Annotated in this window: 12 protein-coding genes; 9 read left to right on the top strand and 3 right to left on the bottom strand. The window is 67.4% G+C overall.

Annotation, left to right across the window (positions count from 1 at the left end):
- Positions 1-272: 272 nt before the first annotated feature.
- From ACZK08_RS11550 to ACZK08_RS11535, 4 genes are all read left to right on the top strand, one after another.
- Complete coding sequence (locus ACZK08_RS11550) at positions 273-1,253, top strand: AraC family transcriptional regulator (protein ID WP_065175242.1); 981 nt, start codon at positions 273-275, stop codon at positions 1,251-1,253.
- A gap of 202 nt (positions 1,254-1,455) precedes the next feature.
- Positions 1,456-8,076: an ESPR-type extended signal peptide-containing protein gene (locus tag ACZK08_RS11545; protein ID WP_478452189.1), complete on the top strand. Its 6,621-nt coding sequence runs from the start codon at positions 1,456-1,458 to the stop codon at positions 8,074-8,076.
- Positions 8,077-8,138: 62 nt separating this feature from the next.
- Positions 8,139-8,978: an OmpA family protein gene (locus ACZK08_RS11540; protein ID WP_053517837.1), complete on the top strand. Its 840-nt coding sequence runs from the start codon at positions 8,139-8,141 to the stop codon at positions 8,976-8,978.
- Between the two features lie 123 nt (positions 8,979-9,101).
- Positions 9,102-9,392 (top strand): DUF6959 family protein, encoded by a 291-nt coding sequence (locus ACZK08_RS11535; RefSeq protein ID WP_053517836.1) that lies wholly within the window; start codon positions 9,102-9,104, stop codon positions 9,390-9,392.
- A gap of 15 nt (positions 9,393-9,407) precedes the next feature.
- On the opposite strand, the gene ACZK08_RS11530 is transcribed toward ACZK08_RS11535, so the two are convergent.
- Positions 9,408-11,204, bottom strand: a complete 1,797-nt coding sequence (locus ACZK08_RS11530) for a chloride channel protein (protein ID WP_065182976.1) — start codon at positions 11,202-11,204, stop codon at positions 9,408-9,410.
- A 38-nt stretch (positions 11,205-11,242) separates the two neighbouring features.
- Entirely contained in the window at positions 11,243-13,324 is a 2,082-nt protein-coding gene (locus ACZK08_RS11525) for a TonB-dependent receptor family protein (RefSeq protein WP_065182941.1), read from the bottom strand.
- 130 nt (positions 13,325-13,454) lie between these two features.
- Between ACZK08_RS11525 and ACZK08_RS11520 the strand changes: the two genes are divergently transcribed.
- On the top strand, positions 13,455-14,375 hold the full coding sequence (locus tag ACZK08_RS11520) for a M14 family metallopeptidase (protein WP_111185920.1): 921 nt from the start codon (positions 13,455-13,457) through the stop codon (positions 14,373-14,375).
- Positions 14,376-14,448: 73 nt separating this feature from the next.
- On the opposite strand, the gene ACZK08_RS11515 is transcribed toward ACZK08_RS11520, so the two are convergent.
- On the bottom strand, positions 14,449-15,300 hold the full coding sequence (locus tag ACZK08_RS11515; protein WP_065182974.1) for a LysR family transcriptional regulator: 852 nt from the start codon (positions 15,298-15,300) through the stop codon (positions 14,449-14,451).
- A gap of 112 nt (positions 15,301-15,412) precedes the next feature.
- Here ACZK08_RS11515 and ACZK08_RS11510 point away from each other — a divergent pair, with 112 nt between their 5' ends.
- From ACZK08_RS11510 to betT, 4 genes are all read left to right on the top strand, one after another.
- A complete protein-coding gene (locus tag ACZK08_RS11510; protein ID WP_053517832.1) occupies positions 15,413-15,766 on the top strand; it encodes an SMR family transporter in 354 nt (117 codons plus the stop codon).
- A complete protein-coding gene (locus ACZK08_RS11505; RefSeq protein ID WP_065182939.1) occupies positions 15,766-16,086 on the top strand; it encodes a DMT family transporter in 321 nt (106 codons plus the stop codon). Before ACZK08_RS11510 ends, ACZK08_RS11505 begins: the two co-directional genes overlap by 1 nt.
- A 66-nt stretch (positions 16,087-16,152) precedes the next feature.
- Positions 16,153-16,533, top strand: a complete 381-nt coding sequence (locus ACZK08_RS11500) for a VOC family protein (protein WP_065182938.1) — start codon at positions 16,153-16,155, stop codon at positions 16,531-16,533.
- A 137-nt stretch (positions 16,534-16,670) separates the two neighbouring features.
- Positions 16,671-18,650: a choline BCCT transporter BetT gene (gene betT, locus ACZK08_RS11495; RefSeq protein WP_065182937.1), complete on the top strand. Its 1,980-nt coding sequence runs from the start codon at positions 16,671-16,673 to the stop codon at positions 18,648-18,650.
- Positions 18,651-18,692 lie beyond the last annotated feature (42 nt).

Genomic DNA, 18,692 nt, shown 5'->3' with positions numbered 1-18,692 from the left:
TTAATAATGTGACCCGGGTTAACGCATGCGAGAATCGTGCCACTGGCGCCCACATTTCCTTCACGCCGGGCGCGGGTTGCTGTATTCCCGTGCGACCTGTTTACCTGCGTGGATTATCGGGCATACTCGTATTCAAGGTTTGGTACTTTCAAGGTGGAGCCGGCCAGTGGCCGCATCCATCACGGCAACGGATGATGCTCTTGGAAACCGCGCGCACCTGTAGGGCAGTGGGGGTTGCGGCGGGCAGCTGACCAACGGGGGACGACACTGTCATGGTTGATGGTGGGGTGGTTGACAGCGACGACGGCGAGCTCCGGTCGATCGACCTGGCCACGCTGAGCGGTGTGCTTCGCGTATGCGATGTGGAACTGTTGCTGCTCGACGGCAATGGTCCGCGCGCGGCGTTCGCTTCGCGCGTGCATGAGGAAGCCCTGTTCTGCAGCATCAGCTGCGGATTCCATTGCCGTGGCCGCTTCATGCTGCCGCCGGACTGGGCGATGCTGGGGTATCTGCAGGCCACCGACGAGGCGGTGAGCTGGTGCCATGGCGTACCGCTGGCGGCCGGGATGGCGTTGACCGTGCTTCCCGAAGGCATCAGTGAATTCACCCTCAGCCCCGGTACCCGCTTGACCCTGATGCTGGTGCCGGTATCCCGCGTGCAGCGCAAGCTGACCGAACTGAGCCTGCGCAGCACACCGCCGGCGGGACAGGCGCTCTCGCTGTTCAATCTGTCCGGTGATGATGCCCCGCTGGCACTGCATTACCAGCAGCTGCACCAGCAGCTGGGGCAGGGTGCCAGCCTGCAGCCGGAGGAAACCGAGCGGCTGCTGCATGAGCACATCCAGGCCCTGCTGGGTGCCGGTGCCGTCGATCGCCCGGGGTGCAGCCGCGCACGGCGTACGCATTACCTGATCGCCCAGCGCGCCGAGAATTTCATGCGGCTCAACCTGCGTCGCAATATATACATGAATGAAATCTGCGACGCCGCCGGTGTCAGCGAGCGTGGCCTGCGCTATGCATTTGAAGATCTGTTCGGTACGTCGCCCAACCGTTATCTGTCCATGCTGCGCCTCTGTGCAGCCTGCCGCAGCCTGTCGATGGCCGACTCCAGCAGGCGTTCTGTCAAGGCGATCGCGCTGAGCTGTGGCCTGTGGGATCTCTCGCGCTTTGCCGACAATTACCGGAAGGTGTTCGGTGAACTTCCGCGGGATACCCTGATGCGCGCACCCGCGCAGTTGGGCCAACCGGCCTAAGTCTTGCCCCACAGGGGCTTTCACGGCATTGCTGCCGGTTTTGCATATCCGGCTGCCGAATCCGGCCGTGGATTTGCCGGATTGCGCGATTGCCCTGCCGGATTGAAGTGCGCCACGCCTCCGCGAACCGTTGAAATGTCAGTCACCTGCCTAGCGGCAAGTCCACTGTCATTCAAGTTGTTCGCCTACGGGGGAAATGCTCATGAACCGCATCTACCGGCGTGTATGGAACCGCCAGCTCAATGCTCTGGTTGTGGCCTCGGAACTGGCCACCGGCGATAGCGGCGGCACCGCATCACGCGATCCGCGCACCTCCCTGCTGACGCCCAGCGCCCTTGCGCTTGCACTGCTGTGCGTGCTGGCCAGCGGGCCGGCATCCGCAACCGAATCCAACCAGTCGCTGCGCGATCTGCAGGCGCTGGCGGCCAAGTACACCCAGACGTTGCCGGTGAAGGTCGATGCCGAAGTCGCCCTGGCTGCAGCCGCGCGACAGGCGCAGGCCACGCCTGCGATCAGTGCCGATACGCGTGTGGGCCTGCAGCTGAGCACGGCCTCGCTGCCGCTGGTGCACGAGGTCCTGCCGGCCGCCGTGCAGGTGAAGCTGGGGGCGAACGCATCGCCGCAGCATGTGCCCACGCCAGCGCTGGCCGCTGATGTGCGGGCCCAGCTCGGCATCGGAGCAGGTACCCAGGTGGATACCTCACTGGCAGCGAACGTTTCCTCCGGCTCCGCTTCACCGCTGGGGCTGACGGCCGATGCGAAGGCAAAGGCCAGGGTCGGCATCGCGGGTGCCCCGGTGGCATCGGTGGGTGCCGGCGCCAAGGCGGCAGCGGGTATCACGACGTCCTCGCAGGGATTGTCCGGGTTGAAGGCCGGCATCGACGGCAACGCCGACTCGCATCTGGCCATCGCCGGACATCGAATCGAGGGCCAGGGCAAGGCCTCCGCAACCGCAGCGGTGAGCTTGCCCGCCAAGGAAGAACTGCCGGGCGAGACCGATGATCGCGCGATCACGGCGGCGTTCGATGCAGGCGTCGCCGGCAAGGTGCGCGTGCAGGGCCCGGGTGGCCAGGACGTGGTGGCCGATCGCAACCTGAAGCTCGCGGGCCGGACCGTCGTGAGTGCGCAGGCCAGCACGCTCGGTCTCGGAGGCCTGCATCACGGCGCCCTGGGCGATCTTGGCGGTGCGGTGGGTGGCGTAGTGCACGGCGTAGTCGGCACGGTGGGCAGCGCAGCAGGCGGGACGCTGCACGAAACCGTCGGCACCGTAGGTGGCGCAGTGGGCGGCACGCTGCATAACACCGTGGGCGCAGTAGGTGGCACGCTTCACGGAGCTGCCGGCACGGTCGGCGGTGCGGTGGGTGGCGTAGTGCACGACGTGGTCGGCACGGTGGGCAGCGCAGCAGGCGGAACGCTACACGAAACCGTCGGCGCCGTCGGCGGTGCGGTGAGCGGTGTACTGAACGGCACTGTCGGCACCGTGGGTGGCGCAGTGGGCGGCACGCTCCACGGTGCTGTCGGTACGGTCGGCAGTGCGGTGGGCGGTGTACTGAACGGCACCGTCGGCAACGTCGGTGGTTCCCTGGGCGACACGTTGAACAACACCGTAGGTGCCGTAGGTGGTGCGCTCAACGGTACAGTCGGTACGGTCGGCAGCGCCGTAGGCGGCGCTTTGAATGGCACTGTGGGTGCGGTCGGCGGTGTCCTCGATGGAACTGTCGGCACCGTTGGCGGTGCAGTGGGTGGTGCGCTCAACGGTACAGTCGGTACGGTCGGCAGCGCCGTAGGCGGCGCTTTGAACGGCACCGTGGGTGCGGTCGGCGGTGTCCTCGATGGAGCCGTCGGCACCGTCGGTGGTGCAGTGGGCGGTGCGCTCAACGGCACGGTAGGTGCAGTCGGAGGTGTCCTGGATGGAACTGTCGGCACGGTCGGCGGCGCGCTCAACGGCACCGTCGGCACCGTCGGCGGTGCAGTGGGTGGTGCGCTCAACGGTACAGTCGGTACGGTCGGCAGCGCCGTAGGCGGCGCTTTGAACGGTACCGTGGATGCCGTCGGCGGCGTCCTCGATGGAACCGTCGGCACCGTCGGTGGTGCAGTCGGTGGCGCGCTCAACGGCACAGTCGGTACGGTCGGTGGCGCCGTAGGCGGCGCCTTGAATGGCACTGTGGGTGCCGTCGGCGGCGTCCTCGATGGAACCGTCGGCACCGTCGGTGGTGCAGTGGGCGGTGCGCTCAACGGCACGGTAGGTGCAGTCGGAGGTGCCCTGGATGGAACTGTCGGCACGGTCGGCGGCGCGCTCAACGGCACCGTCGGCACGGTTGGTAGCGCCGTAGGCGGCGCCTTGAACGGCACGGTGGGTGCGGTCGGCGGTGTCCTCGATGGAACTGTCGGCACCGTCGGCGGCGCAGTGGGTGGCGCGCTCAACGGCACCGTGGGTGCGGTCGGTGGCGTTCTGGATGGAACTGTCGGCACGGTCGGCAGTGCCGTGGGCGGCGCCTTGAATGGCACTGTGGATGCCGTAGGCGGCGTCCTCGATGGAACCGTCGGCACGGTCGGCAGCGCCGTAGGCGGGGCGTTGAACGGAACTGTGGGCGCGGCTGGGGGCGTTCTCGACTCAACTGTCGGCACTGTCGGCGGTGCGCTCAACGGCACGGTTGGCACGGTTGGCAGTGCTGTGGGTGGCGCTCTGAACGGCACCGCAGGTGCGGTCGGCGGTGTCCTCGACGGGACCGTCGGCACGGTCGGCGGCGCGCTCAACGGCACTGTCGGAACTGTCGGCAGCGCCGTAGGCGGCGCTCTGAACGGCACCGCAGGTGCAGTTGGCGGTGTCCTCGATGGAACCGTCGGCACCGTAGGCAGTGCGCTCAACGGCACCGTCGGCACGGTCGGCAACGCTGTAGGCGGGGCTTTGAACGGAACTGTGGGCGCGGTTGGCGGCGTTCTCGACGGAACTGTCGGCACGGTCGGCGGTGCAGTCGGCGGTGCGTTGAACGGCACCGTGGGCGCGGTCGGCGGTGCAGTGGGAGGCGTACTCAACGGCACGGTCGGCGCAGTCGGTGGTGCGGTGGGTGGTGTGCTCAACGGCACCGTCGGCACCATCGGAGGTGCCGTGGGCGGTGCACTCAACAATACGGTCGGCTCGGTCGGCAGCGTTGTCGGTGGCCTGCTCGGGGGTGGCAGCACCACGCCGGGCAGCGGGCTGGACGGCGTACTCACCGGCACGCTCGGCAACGTCGGCGGTGCGGTGGGCAACCTGCTGGAGGGCAACCTCAACGGTACCGTCAACAATCTCGGCGGCGCAGTCGGCGGGCTGGTGGGCGGCACGCTGGGTGGCCTGGGCCTGACCCAGCCCTCGGCGATTCCGCCGGACAGCCCGAAGGCACCCGCTCCGGCTGATCCGAATGCGGGACTCATCATCGGTACCGGTGGCCTGGTCGGCAACGTCGGCCAGCTGATCGGCCCGACGACCAGCAGCCTGTTCGGCGGTGACGGCTATCTGCACAACGGCAATCTCAAGCTCAGCAATGCGAACGTGATGCAGGCCTACTCCACGGTCAACGTGCTCGGCCTGCCGGTCGTGAACCTGTCACCGGTCGGCAGCACCCTCAATGGCCTGGGCGGCGCGGTGACCGGTGGCAGCTCGCACCTGACCCTGATCGGTGGCGTCACCTCCGACAGTTACATCTACAACATCAACAACGGCAACCCCGGTGGCCTGCTGGGCCTGCTGCTGCCGACCGATTCGCCGGCATGGGCCGCCAAGTGCCTGGATATCGCGTTGGCCGACATCTCCTGCTGGGCGGTCAACGCCGCACAGGATTACCAGGTGCTGATGGGTGACGGTGCCTTCGCCAACGGCTCCAAGGAAGTGGTGATCGGCGCCAATGCCCGCCATGAGCTGCCGAAGGTGGATGCCAACGTGGCGTTCCCGGGTGCCGGTCCCAACGATCCCACCAATCCAACCGGCGTGCCGACTGCGGACTACGCCGCGCGCATGGGCCACTCGGTGATTGTCGGCGACAGCGCGGTGGGTACTGCCAACGGCCAGACCCTGCTGGGTGCGGAGGCGACCTCGAACCAGGCCAATTCGGTGGCGCTGGGCTACCGTTCTGCTGCGCTGCGCGGCGCACAGGCCAGCTACAGCGCCTATGGCCTGACCGCCGCCCAGGTCTCTGCCGGTGAAGTTTCGGTGGGTACCGCCAACGGTGGCGAGCGCCAGATCACCAACCTGGCTGCGGGTAGCGCCAATACCGATGCGGTCAACGTCGCCCAGTTGAAGGGCGCGATCAGCCTGATCGATGATGTTTCGGCCGGCGCGGTGATGTACGACCTCGATGGCGCAGGCAATCCGGACTATCGCCGCGTCACGCTCGGCAACGGCACGGGTACCACCACCATCGGCAACCTCGCCGCGGGTGCGGTGACCGCCGGCAGCCTGGAAGCCGTCAACGGCGGGCAGCTGGCCACCACCAACGCCGCCATCGCCGGCTTCTTCGGTGGCATCACCGCCTTCGATCCGGTCAGTGGCGCCTTCACCGCGCCGCTGTTCGAGATCAGCACGATCTCCACCGACGGCGCCATTGCGCAGGGCCTGTACAACAATGCGACCGATGCCTTCGACGCCGTCGACGGCTCGCTGGTCAATCTCAACACCCAGATCAACGATATCCGCAACGGCGGCACCAAGTACCTGCGGGTGAACTCCACGGGCGTGGAGGCAGTGGCCACCGGTGCCGACTCCATCGCGGTCGGTACCAACGCCCGCGCCACGGCGGCCAACGCGATCGCGGTCGGTGCCGGCAGCCTGGCTGACCGTGCGGACAGCGTGTCGATCGGTGCCGCGGGTGCCGAACGCCAGGTGACGAATCTGGCCGCCGGTACGGCTGCCACCGATGCGGTGAACCTGGGCCAGCTGCAGGCCTCGGAGGAAGGCGCGCTGCGCTACGACCTCAATGGCGATGGCAGCGTCAACTACGCCAGCGCCACGCTGGGTCAGGGCGGCACGGCGACCACGCTGCGCAACCTCGGCCCGGGCCAGGTGAGCGCCACGAGCACCGAAGCCATCAATGGTGCCCAGCTGTTCGCTGCCAACCAGGCTGTCGCCACCCATCTCGGGGGCGGCGCGGCGGTCAATGCGGCCGGTGTGCTGACCGCGCCGACCTACACGATCAACAACATCGCCGCCAATGGCACCATCAGCCAGGGCAGCTACAACGACGTCGGCACCGCCTTCGACGCGGTCAGCAATTCGCTGGCCAATGTCGCCGACCAGACCGACGATATCGACAAGCGCGCGGTGAAGTACGATGTCGATGGCAGTGGCAACGTCGTGAACACGGTCACCCTGAGCGGTACCGGCACGGGTGCGGTGAAGGTGACCAACGTGGCGGCCGGCAGCATCCTTGCAGGCAGCAGCGACGCCATCACCGGCGACCAGCTGTTCAGCACGAACTCGACCATCGCCAGCTACTTCGGCGGCAGCACGGCCTTCGACGGCACCACCAATCTGTGGACCGCGCCGTCGTTCAGCATCTCCAGTATCGCCACCGACGGCACCCTGACCGCCAACGACTACAGCAACGTCACCGCGGCGTTCTCCGCGGTGGACGGTTCGCTGAGGGTGCTCAACCAGCGCATCACCAACGGTGGCGGCAGCCCGTACCTGGCAGTGAACTCCAGCGCCGCGGCGGCCGCTGCGGCAGGTGCGGAGGCGCTGGCGGTGGGTCCGCAGGCCAGTGCGGCAGGTGCTTCGGCCGTGGCAGTCGGCAACGGTGCCAACGCCAGCGCGGACAACAGCGTGGCACTGGGTGCCGGCTCGGTGGCCAGCGTCGGCGCGCAGAGCGGCTATACCGGTGCCTATGGTCAGACGGGTGCCAGCAATTCGGCAGGCGAAGTGTCGGTCGGCAGCAGCGGCAGTGAACGCAAGATCACCCACGTTGCCGACGGCTCGGACGATCACGACGCGACGAATGTCGGCCAGCTGAAGAATGGCGTGAACTATGCCATCGATCAGTCCAAGGCCTACACCGACCAGAAGATCCAGAACATCACCAACGTCGCCGGCAGCTTCCGCGCCAACAACAGCAACAACCTGGCCGATCCGGCCGCGACGGGCGCCAATTCCGCAGCCGGTGGTGCAGGATCGACGGCGGCCGGTGCCAACTCGACGGCCCTGGGCAACGGCTCGCAGGCACAGGCCGACAACTCGGTGGCCCTGGGCGCAGGGTCGGTGGCCAACCGTGCCAACACGGTTTCGGTTGGGGCCAGCGGCGCCGAACGGCAGGTGGTCAATGTGGCAGACGGCACCCAGGCCACCGATGCGGTCAACGTGCGGCAGCTGCAGGCCTCGCAGCAGGGCACCATCCGCTACGACACCACCGTCAACGGAGCCACCAACTTCAACAGTGTCACTCTCGGCAGCAGCACCAGCGGCCCGACGACGGTCCGCAACGTTGCCGCCGGTACGGCAGGCACCGACGCGGTCAATGTCGACCAGCTGAAGTCCGGCATGGCGCAGACTCTGGACTGGTCGAAGGCCTATACCGACGAGCGCATGGGCGGCTTCGAGCGCGACCTGCGCAGGACCGACAACCGCGCTTCGGCCGGCATCGCTTCGGCCATGGCCACGGCCTCGCTGCCGCAGCCGAGCGAAGCGGGTCGCAGCATGGCCTCGTTCGCCGCCGGCAGCTACAACGGCGAATCGGGCGTGGCGGTGGGCCTGTCCGGTGTCTCGGAAGGAGGCCGCTGGATCTACAAGTTCAGCGGCTCCACCAACAGCCGTGGCGAGGCCGGTGTGGCCGTCGGTGCCGGCATCCAGTGGTAACCGCCGTAGCCGGGCCGCAATCGCGGCCCGGTTGCCGCGCAAACGTCTACAGGGGGAATGACATGAATCAGCATCGCATCGCCCGCGCTGGCCGCATCGCCGCGTCGCTGGGCCTGATCCTCGCCGCCGGCCTGCTGGCCGCCTGCCGCAGCCACGCGCCCGCCGGTGAGGGTCCGGCGGAGGCCACTGCAGTGGCCTTCCCGGAAGTCTCCAAGGCGTCGCTGAAGGAGGGTACCTATCCCGACATCGCCGACCTGCGCCGCTTCGCGCCCGGGATGAGCAAGCGGCAGCTGTACAGCCTGCTGGGTACGCCCCACTTCAACGAAGGCATGTGGGGCGTGCGCGAGTGGAACTATCTGTTCAACTTCCGCACCGCACAGGGCGCCGAGTACTTCACCTGCCAGTTCCAGGTGCGCTTCGACAACAAGGGCATCGCCCAGGCCGGCTACTGGAAGCCCGAATCCTGCGCCGCCGTGCTCGACCCGCCGCGGCCACCACCGCCGCCGCCGGCACCCGCGCCACTGCCCGAACAGCCGCTGCGCCTGGCCGCCGATGCACTGTTCGGTTTCGACAGCGCGGTACTCAGCGCCGAAGGCCAGCAGGCGGTGCAGGGCATCCTGGCGCAGGTCCGTGAGGCCAGCAAGGTGCAGTCGATCCAGGTCGTCGGCTACACCGACCGTATCGGTGCGGCCAGCTACAACCAGCAACTCTCGCAGAAGCGGGCCGAAGCGGTGCGCACGGCCCTGGTGCAGGGCGGAGTGCCGCCGGGCAGCATCAGTGCCGAAGGGCGCGGCGCGGCTGAACCGATCGTGCAGTGCGCACAGCGCAACCGTCGCGAACTGATCGCGTGCCTTGCGCCGAATCGCCGGGTGCAGATCGTCGGGATCGCGCACCCGCGCTGAAGTCTCCCGCGCCGTGGTCATGCCCCGGCATCCCGAGTCCCCCCTGACCACCGGCAGGACGTGGCCACGTCTCCCCCGTCGTCCACCCCTGCCGGTGGCTCAGGTTTTCATACGGTGCACGCGATGAACGCCCAATTCCTGCCTCTGTCCATGAAGACGGAAACCACACTCAGCGTGTATGGCCAGCTCGGCAATCATGCGGTCGTGCGCATCCCCGGGCGGCGCCTGCCGGGCCTGATCCTGCAGGCCGATACCGTGGCCGGGTTCCTGGCCCAGCTGCAGGAAACCCAGGCCTGCCTGCGCAGCGGCCGGGCACAGCGTGCCGATGCGGAGCTGGACATGCTGATCGACATGCTGGAGCAATGGTACGCGTTGATCGAGTCGCGGCTGGCCGATGCCGGCGAAGCGCTGTAGCAGCGGGGCGGGCGATCAATCGGCGTCTTCGACGCGCTCGCCCATCAGTTCGCGCTGGCGCTTGTCCAGCTCCTCGGCGTAGCGCCTGCGCACGAAGGCCTCGGAAACAATGCCCAGCAGCTGGCCATCGGCGGCAACCACGGCCAGTTCGTCGGCCTGCGTCCGGTCGAAGCACTGCATCACGCTGACCACATCCGCGCCCGGCAACAGTGACATCTCGCGGTTCTCGGCCAGATCGCCAACGGGTGTCTCCGGCTTCACGCCGTCGGCGTAGACGCGCGGAATCTGCACGATGCCGGCGTAGTGGCCTTCGCTGTCGATCAGGACCACGCGACTGCCGGAGCCCAGCGGGAAACGCTGGCGGAACGCAGCGGCATCCAGCCCGGCCGGAGTGGTGGCAACGCCCTTGCGCATCATCCGCCCGGCGTTGAGGGTGTGGATCCAGCCGACGTCGCGTGCGCTGCGGATGGTTTCGCCGCGCAGATGCATGCGCCATGTCGAGAACGAGTAACCGAACCACTGGCGGACCAGTGTGCTGGAGACCAGTACCGCGCTCATCACGACGCTGGTCAGCAGGAAGTCGTGGGTGCCTTCCAGCACCAGCATGGCCATGGTCATCGGCGCGCCGACCACTGCGGCGGCCAACGCGGCCATGCCCGCAAGCGCCGCGGACGTGGCATCAACCACGGGCACGCCGGTGGCCGTCGCCAGCAGGCCGGCAAACAGGGTGCCGACCAGGGTGCCCATGAACAGCGACGCAAAGAAAAGACCACCTCGGAAGCCGAAGCCCAGCGAAATGCCCGAGGCCAGAAGCTTCAGGGCGAGCAGGCCGCCGATCCAGATCAGTGGCAGCTGCGTGGTCAGGTCCAGGTGCAGCGCACCGTGACCGGAGGAAAGCACCTGCGGGCTGGCCATGGCCAGTGGAATCAGCAGGAGGCCGCCGACCACCGGGCGCCCCCACAGGGGCAGTGGACTGCGCTTGACCACGCCTTCGATGGAGGCGATCAGTCGCATCACGCCGATCCCCACCATGGCGCAGCAGCAACCGAGCAGGCCGTAGATCGCGTAGTCAGCGGCGCGCACATCGATGGTCGAGGCTGCGGGCAGCAGGTACGCCTCGATGCCGGCCTGGTCGGCGACGAATGCACCCGCCAGTGCGGCCAGGGCCACAGGCGCGAGAGCGGCGGGCGTGTAGGCGCCGATGACGATCTCGAACGCGTAGAACGCGCCGGCCAGCGGAGCCCCGAAGGCCGCGGCGATGGCGCCGGCGGCACCGGCACCGACCAGGATGCGCACATCATTGCGGCGCAGGCGCATGACACGGCCCAGCTGCGAGCCGCTGCCCGCACCCATCTGGGTATACGAAGCCTCAAGGCCGACGGACGCACCGCAGCCGTTCGACAGCAGGGTCTGGGTGAGCACGATCAGATTGTCGCGCATCGACATGCGACCGCCATGCAGGGCATTGGCCTCGACCGCGTCGAGCAGCGGGCGCTTGCGCCGCGCGGCCGCCAGGCTGACCAGCCCGACCAGCAGGCCGCCCAGCGGCAGCACCAGCAGGGCGGTCCAGCTGAGCGCGGGCAGGGAGCTGAGGCGCATGCCGGGTTCCAGCCCGTACAGCGCACTCTGCAGCCCGCGCGCGATGTCCGACTGCAGCAGCGTCAGGCCACCGGCGATCAGGCCGACCAGCAACGCCAGTGCGATGAACCACAGGTCGCTGCCACGCAGGCGCAGTCGCAGGCCCTGGAAGGCCAGATGCAGGCGCGATGGTGGAACCGTGGAGGCCATGGTGGCGGCATGATACGCCGCCATCGTGATCGCCACCGTCACCGCATCGGGCATTTACCGCATCAGAAGCGGTAGCGTCCCTGCAGGTAGAAGGTGCGTGGCGCAGCCACCATGCGCCCGGCATTGCCGTCGACATTGCGGGTGTACCAGCGCTTGTCGGCCAGGTTGTTCACGCCGGCCGTGATCTCGCTGTCGCCCAGCCCCGGAACCTGCCAGGCCACCTGCGCATTCCACAGCCGCACCCCCGGCACGCGGCCCACACGTGCATCGGCGCTTTCCTGCCAGGTGTTGACAGCGTCGGAGAACTGGCCGCTCTGGTGCGTGCTGGAGACATTGAAGGTCCAGGCCGACAGCGCATAGCGGGCGCCGATGCTGTCGGTGTCGCGCGAGTAGAAGGGCACGTCCCGGCCGCGGTTGTCACCGGACTGCTGGATCGCCTTGGTCCAGGTGTAGTTGGCGTACAGTTCCAGTCCGGCCAGCACGCTGTCTTCGGCGAAGCGGTATTCGAGCGCGCTTTCCACACCCTTGTGGTCGGTCGCACCGATGTTCTGGAAGGTGGGCGGGGTAATCCCCGGCACCTGCAGGATCTGGTTGTCGAAGCGCATCCTGAACACCGTGACGTCCGCGCGCAGTGCGCCGTCCTGCCAGCGGGCGCCCAGCTCGGTGGTCCTGGCCACCTCCGGATTCAGCGGATTGCTGGCGGTCTGCGAGTTCAGCTGGATGTTCTGCACCGGCCCGAACGAGGTGGTGTAGTTGCCGAACACGGTCAGCTGCGGGGTCAACAGGTAGGCGACGTTGAGCGAGGGCAGGGCTTTGTCGTTGCGGCTGCTGAAGGTGGTGCCGCCATCGGCCTGGCGGCGGTCCATGTCGATCCATTCCATGCGCACCCCCGGCGTGATCCGCCACTGGCCGATGGCGATGCGGTCGTCGAGATAGAAGGCGTGGGCGTCGGTGGCATTGTCGAAGCGGTTGATGGGGCTTGCGGCGCCGGTGCGGCGGGTCACCGTGTAGCTGCGGTCGTTGCCGCGCTCGCGCAGGAAGCGGTAGCCAGCGGTGACGTCGTGCACGCTTGCCCCCCAGTGCAGGCGCTGGGTGTATCGCGGTTCGATGCCGAGCACGCGGTAGTCGCGCGGCTGCACGCTCACCTGGGTGTTGGCAGCGTTGATCAGCGAGCTGGCACGGGTGCTCTCGTTGTAATAGGCCAGTACCTCGAACTCGCTGGTGTCGGACAACGTGTGGGTGTAGCCCAGATCGATGCCCGTGCGGTGGCCCTTCCAGAAGTCATCGGGACGCGTGTTCTGGAACGGATCCGCCTCGTACTGCGCGCGGGTCAGGCCGCCTGGCGTCAGCGAGCGGACGTCGTAGTAGGACAGCTTGGCACGCAGCGTCTGCTGGTCGTCGATGGCGTAGGCGAACTTCAGTGCCAGATCGTTGAAACGGTCGTCGCTGCCTTCGCGCCAGCCGCGACCGTCCTGGCCGGAATAGAGCAGGGCGACGCCCAGGCCGTTGTCGCTGGTGCCGCCGAGGAAGGTGTTGTACTGGGTGCTGTCGCCGCCGCCATGGTCATGGGCGTTGTAGCGGATCCCGACCTCGCCGTGCAGGCCGCTCTGCTGCGGGATGGCGCGGGTGCTGAAGTTGATGATGCCGCCCACGTTCTGCGGCCCGTAACGCACGGCTCCGCCGCCGCGCACGACGTCGATCGATTCGATGTTGGACAGGCTGGCCGGCGCGAACGACAGCTGGGGCTGGCCGTAGGGTGCGACGGCCAGCGGCACGCCATCCAGCAGCACCGTCGAGCGGGGTGAGTAGCGGCCGGTGAGGCCGCGCACGCCGATGTTCAGCGACACCGAACTGCCGGCGGTGCCGGAGTTGTCGGTGACCTGCACGCCGGGGATGCGGCGCATGGCGTCGCCGATGCTGGTCGCGCCACTGGCCTCGATGCGCTGGCGATCGACCACCGTACGTGCCCCGGCGAAGCTCTTGACGCTGTCATGCAGGCCGGTGCCCAGCCAACTGCCGGAGACCTGGATGCTGTCGAGCGTGGTCGGGGCGTCCTGGGCGAGGGCCGAAGCAAGGGGCATCAGGCACAGGGCGAGGGCTGCCACCAAGGGCAGCTGGGCCGGTTTCGGGGTGCGGAGGGGCATCTGGACGGCACAGGGGAGGTGGTAAATGAGAATTATTGCTGATTCCATTCGTGAATGGAATCGAGGGCAGATGGCCTCCGGGGTCGGGTGGTAAAGTGAATGATTGCCTCCTGACTCACCGAGATCCGTCATGCCTGCAGCTGTCTTCTATCCCGTCGGAACCCCTGGCCAGCCGTGGGGAGCGGCGGAACGGGAGCAGTGGCGTGCGCGCCAGCAGCGCCTGCGCCGCTACGACGAGGAAGTACTGCCGCGCATCGAGGCACTGGCAGCGCGCTTCGACAAGGTGGCCTACGGCCAGCTCGACTACGCGGGAGAGACCTATACCCTGTTCGCCCTGCGCAGCCGCGACTGGAACCCGGCGCTGCCGGCGGCGCTGGTCACCGGCGGCGTGCACGGCTACGAAACCAGTGGCGTGATGGGTGCCCTGGAGTTCCTTGAAAAGCACGCGGCCGATTACGCGGGCAAGGCCAACCTGCTGGTGGCACCGTGCGTCAACCCATGGGGTTTTGAGCGCATCAACCGCTGGAACTTCGACGCGATCGATCCGAACCGCAACTTCCGTGCCGGTGGTCCGGCTCGCGAATCAACCGCGCTGATCGAGCTGATCGAACCCCTTAAGGGCCAGTTCGTGCTGCACATCGATCTGCATGAGACCACCGACAGCGATGAAAGCGAGTTCCGCCCTGCGCTGGCGGCGCGCGACGGCAAGCCGTTCGAACCGGGCCTGATTCCTGATGGCTTCTACCTGGTGGACGACAGCGCCAATCCGCAGCCGGCGTTCCAGCAGGCCGTGATCGCGGCGGTGGAAAAGGTGACCCACATTGCACCGGCCGACGACAAGGGCGAGATCATCGGCTCTCCGGTGGTGGCCCATGGCGTGATCGAGTACCCGCTGGTGGAACTGGCCCTCTGTGCCGGCATCACCGGTGCGCCGTACACCACCACCACCGAAGTCTACCCGGACAGCCCGCGCGCCACGCCGCAGCAGTGCAACGACGCGCAGGTGGCCGCGGTCTGCTCCGCGCTGGACTACGCACTGGCACATCGCTGAGGGGGAGTGCCGAGCCCATGCGCGGCTGCGGTTGCAACAACCTTGATACATCCCGGGCCGATACGGCCCGGCGCTACCGCAGCGCGTCGGCCCACCACAGTGCGGCCGGCCCGGGCGGCGTGTCGCGTCGCCATACCAGGTCGCTGTGGATGCGCCGCGGCCAACCGGGCAGGGCCAGTTCCACCAGGTGTCCGCGGTCGTAGCGCTGCACCAGCGCTCTCGGGAGTTCGGCCCAGCCGATGCCTTCCTCGGCCATTTCCATCACCATCAGGTAGTCCGATGCGGTCCAGGCCGGGCCGGCGACGGCACGCGCGTGATCGACCTGTGCGCTCAAGCGAATCTGCCGATGGCGGGCAAGCTGCGCTGCGGCGCGCGCACCGGCCGCGGCCAGTGCGTGTCCGTGCGCGACATACACCGCCAGCTCGCTGTGATGGGCCAGGGGCTGTGCGATCACTGCATCCGGATAGCGCTCCTGGCGAGGCAGCAGGCCCAGTCCGGCGCGGCCGCTGCCGACCAGTTCCAGCACATCGTGCCCTTCAGCGTCGAGCCACTCCAGTTCGATTTCGGGAAAGGCTTCAGCGAAACGCTGCAGCACCTGTTGCGCCGGGTCCAGCTGGTAAACATCGGAGAACACCACCGTCAGCCGGGGTTCGACAGGTGCAGCCAGGCGCACGCTCAGCTGCCGCAGGCGCGCATCGGCAGCCAGGATTTCCTGGGCATGGCCCAGCACCTGCCGCCCCGGGTCGGTAAGCTGCGGATAGCGCCCGCTGCGGTCGAACAGGGATACGCCCAGATCGGCTTCCAGATGGGCGATGGCGGTGCTGACCGTCGATTGCGTCTTGCGCAGGCGCCGCGCAGCAGCCGAGAAGGAGCCCAGTGCGGCAGCCTCGACGAACGCCTGCAGGGATTCAGGAGAGTAGGGCATCGATCCATCGCTCATGTCGATGGATTCCATTTTTTATCCATCGTAAAGGGCGATGATACTGGACGCCATCGCCCCTGTCAGCGGGCGCTGTGAATCCTGCTGGAGTTTTCCCATGACCCGTCGTGTTCCCGCCCCAGGCCCCCTGATTGCCTGGGCCTGCCTGACCGTGGCGATCGTCGCCGAAGTGGTCGGCACGTCCTTCATGGCCCATGCCGCCCGCGCCGGTGGCTGGACCGGCTACCTGGTGATGGCCGGGGCGCTGGCGTTGTCCTATTACTTCCTGGCGCTGTCGGTACGGCGCATCGCGGTCGGCGTTGCGTACGCGGTGTGGGAGGGGCTGGGGCTGACCCTGCTGACCCTGGTCGGCATTGCGGTGTTCGGCGAGAGCCTGTCGATGCAGCAGCTGGCCGGCCTGCTGCTGGCGGTGGCCGGCATTGTCTGCGTCACCCTTGGGGAGGCGCACTGATGAACACAACGGCACTGTTCTTCGTGATCTGTTCCGCACTGATCGACGTCGCGGCAAACATGATGGTGGCCAAGTCTGAAGGCTTCCGCCGCTGGCACTGGGGTGTCGGTGCCGTTGTCATGGTCTGGATCGCCTTCGCGCTGCTGGGCCAGGCAGTACGCCACCTGGACCTGGCCACGGCCTATGCGCTGTGGGGTGCCATCGGCGTGATCGGCACCGCTGCCTGCGGGCGCCTGCTGTTCGGCAATCGCCTGCGGCCCATCGGCTGGATCGGCATTGCACTGGTGACGGGGGCGGTGCTTCTGCTCTGTACCGCATGAGCGGCGACGATTGCAGACCGGAGCGCGCTGTCCGACACTGCGGTTTTTCCGCAACGGAGTGCCGCCATGTTCAGCCACATCACCGTCGGTTCCAATGATCTTGCGGTCTCGCGCCGCTTCTACGACGCGTTGTTCGCAGCCATCGGCGGCCGACCGGGCATCACCGATGAAGATGGAAGACTGGTCTACGTCAAGGACGGGCGGATGTTCATCGTGACCCCGCCCATCGATGGCCAGCCGGCGTGCCACGCCAATGGCGGCACGATTGGTTTCGCGCTGGAGACTCCGCAGGCAGTGCACGCCTGGCAGGACGCAGGCATCGCCCACGGCGGCAGCGCCATCGAAGATCCACCGGGCGTACGCCACAAGGCCGGGCGGCAGCTGTACCTGGCCTACCTGCGCGATCCCGACGGCAACAAGTTGTGCGCCGTGCACGTGATGCGCTGAACTTCGCGGCGCGCGCGTGATACCACGCGCGTGCTGTCCCTGTGCTGTCATCGCGCGACAGCACTTCATCCTGCGTCCACCGCCGTTCAGCCAGAATCCGCCGGCTCACTCTTTGATCGACCGGAGAACGCCGCCCCGTGGAAGCCCTGGAGCCGCAACAATCCCCGGTGCGCACCCTGCGGCCTGTATTCGCCTTCGCGGCGATCATCGTCGTGGCGTTCGCGCTGTTCGTCAGCCTCTATCCGATCGGTGCCGGTCGCCTGCTGCTCAGCGCACAGGACTGGGCGGCACTCAACGTTGGCTGGTACTACCTGCTGGCGATGACCCTCTATCTGGTGTTCGTGGTCGGCGTGGCGCTGTCCAAGTATGGTGGCATCAAGCTCGGTGCCGACCATGACGAGCCCGAGTTCAGCTATCTCTCCTGGGCGGGCATGCTGTTCGCCGCGGGTATCAGCATCACCCTGTTCTTCTTCTGTGTCTCCGAGCCGCTGACCCATTACCTGCAGCCGCCGCAGGGCGATCCCGCCGCCGGTGAGGCCGGCGCGCGCCAGGCCATGCAGCTGCTGTTCCTGCACTGGGGCCTGCATGGCTGGGGCGTGTTCGCGCTGGCGGCAATGGCCATGGCCTACTTCGCCTATCGCCACAACCTGCCGTTGGCGCTGCGCTCGGCGCTGTATCCGCTGATCGGCAAGCGCATCAACGGCCCGATCGGCTACACCGTGGATGCGCTGGGCATCGTCGCCACCGTGTTCGGCATCGGCGCCGACATGGGCTTCGGTGTCCTGCACCTCAACGCCGGGTTGTCGCACCTGTTCGACATCCCGCACTCGAACTTCGTGCAGATCGCCCTGGTCGCCAGCATGATGGGGGCGGCGGTGGCCGTGGCAGTGTCCGGCGTGGAGAAGGGGGTCCGCTGGATGGCCAACATCAACATGCTGCTGGCGATCGCGCTGGTGCTGTTCATGCTGTTCGCCGGGCCCACCCAATACCTGTTCGGCACGTTGATGCAGAACCTGGGCGACTATCTGGGCAGCGTGGTCGGCAAGAGCTTTGACGTGTACGCCTATGGCGGACGGCCGGCATGGTTGGGCGGCTGGACGGTGTTCTACTGGGCCTGGTGGATCGGCTGGGCGCCGTTCGTCGGCCTGTTCATCGCCCGCATCTCGCGCGGACGTACCATTCGCGAATTCGTGTTCGGCGTGCTGCTGATTCCGCTCGGCTTCACCCTGGCCTGGTTGTCGATCTTCGGCAACAGCGCGCTGGACCAGGTGCTGCACCATGGCCAGCAGCAGCTGGCACAGCTGGCCGTGGATGACCCACCGACCGTGCTGTACGCATTGCTTGATGGTTATCCGTGGAGCCGCACGGTGATCGCGGTGACCGTGCTGGTCAGCTTCATCTTTTTCGTGACATCGGCCGATTCGGGCGCGGTGGTGCTGTCCACGCTGTCGTCGCACGGCGGCGCTCCGGAAGACGATGGCCCGCGCTGGCTGCGCGTGTTCTGGGGCACGGTGATCGCCGTGCTCACCGCAGGCCTGCTGCTGGCGGGCAGCATCGATGCGTTGAAGTCGGCGGTGGTGCTGGCGTCGCTGCCATTCTCGGCGGTGCTGCTGCTGATGATGTGGGGCCTCACCCGAGCCTTCAGTGACGAATCGCACCGCAAGCGCGCGCTGCAGTACCGGCCATCGCCGCTGATCGGCGACGATCGCCACCACCAGGGCTGGCGCCAGCGGCTTGCGCAGGCCATGCACTTCCCGGTGCGCGACCAGGTCTACCGCTTCATGGATGACACGGTGAAACCGGCGATGGAAGCCGTGGCCGAGCAGCTGCGCGAACAGGGCTGGGACGTACATACCCGCATCGAAGCCGGCGACATGGAACTTTCGGTCAACCATGGCGAGCAGCAGGACTTCCTGTATCGGGTGATCCTCCGCGGCTACCTGACGCCGTCGTTCGCCGCCCAGCAGCTGCGCAACCAGCGCTACTACCGCGCCGAAGTGCATCTGTTCGAAGGCAGCCAGGATTACGACCTGGTCGGATACAGCCGCAAGCAGATCATCAACGACATCATCAGCCAGTACGAGCGGCACCTGCAGTTCCTGCACCTGAGCCGGTGATGCACGACCGCTGCGATGGGTGCGGACCGTTGGTCCGCACAC

Source organism: Stenotrophomonas sp. 112478_Sma (assembly GCF_056479905.1).
Note: the sequence above shows the minus strand (reverse complement) of the source record. Positions and strands in the feature narration are given on the sequence as shown.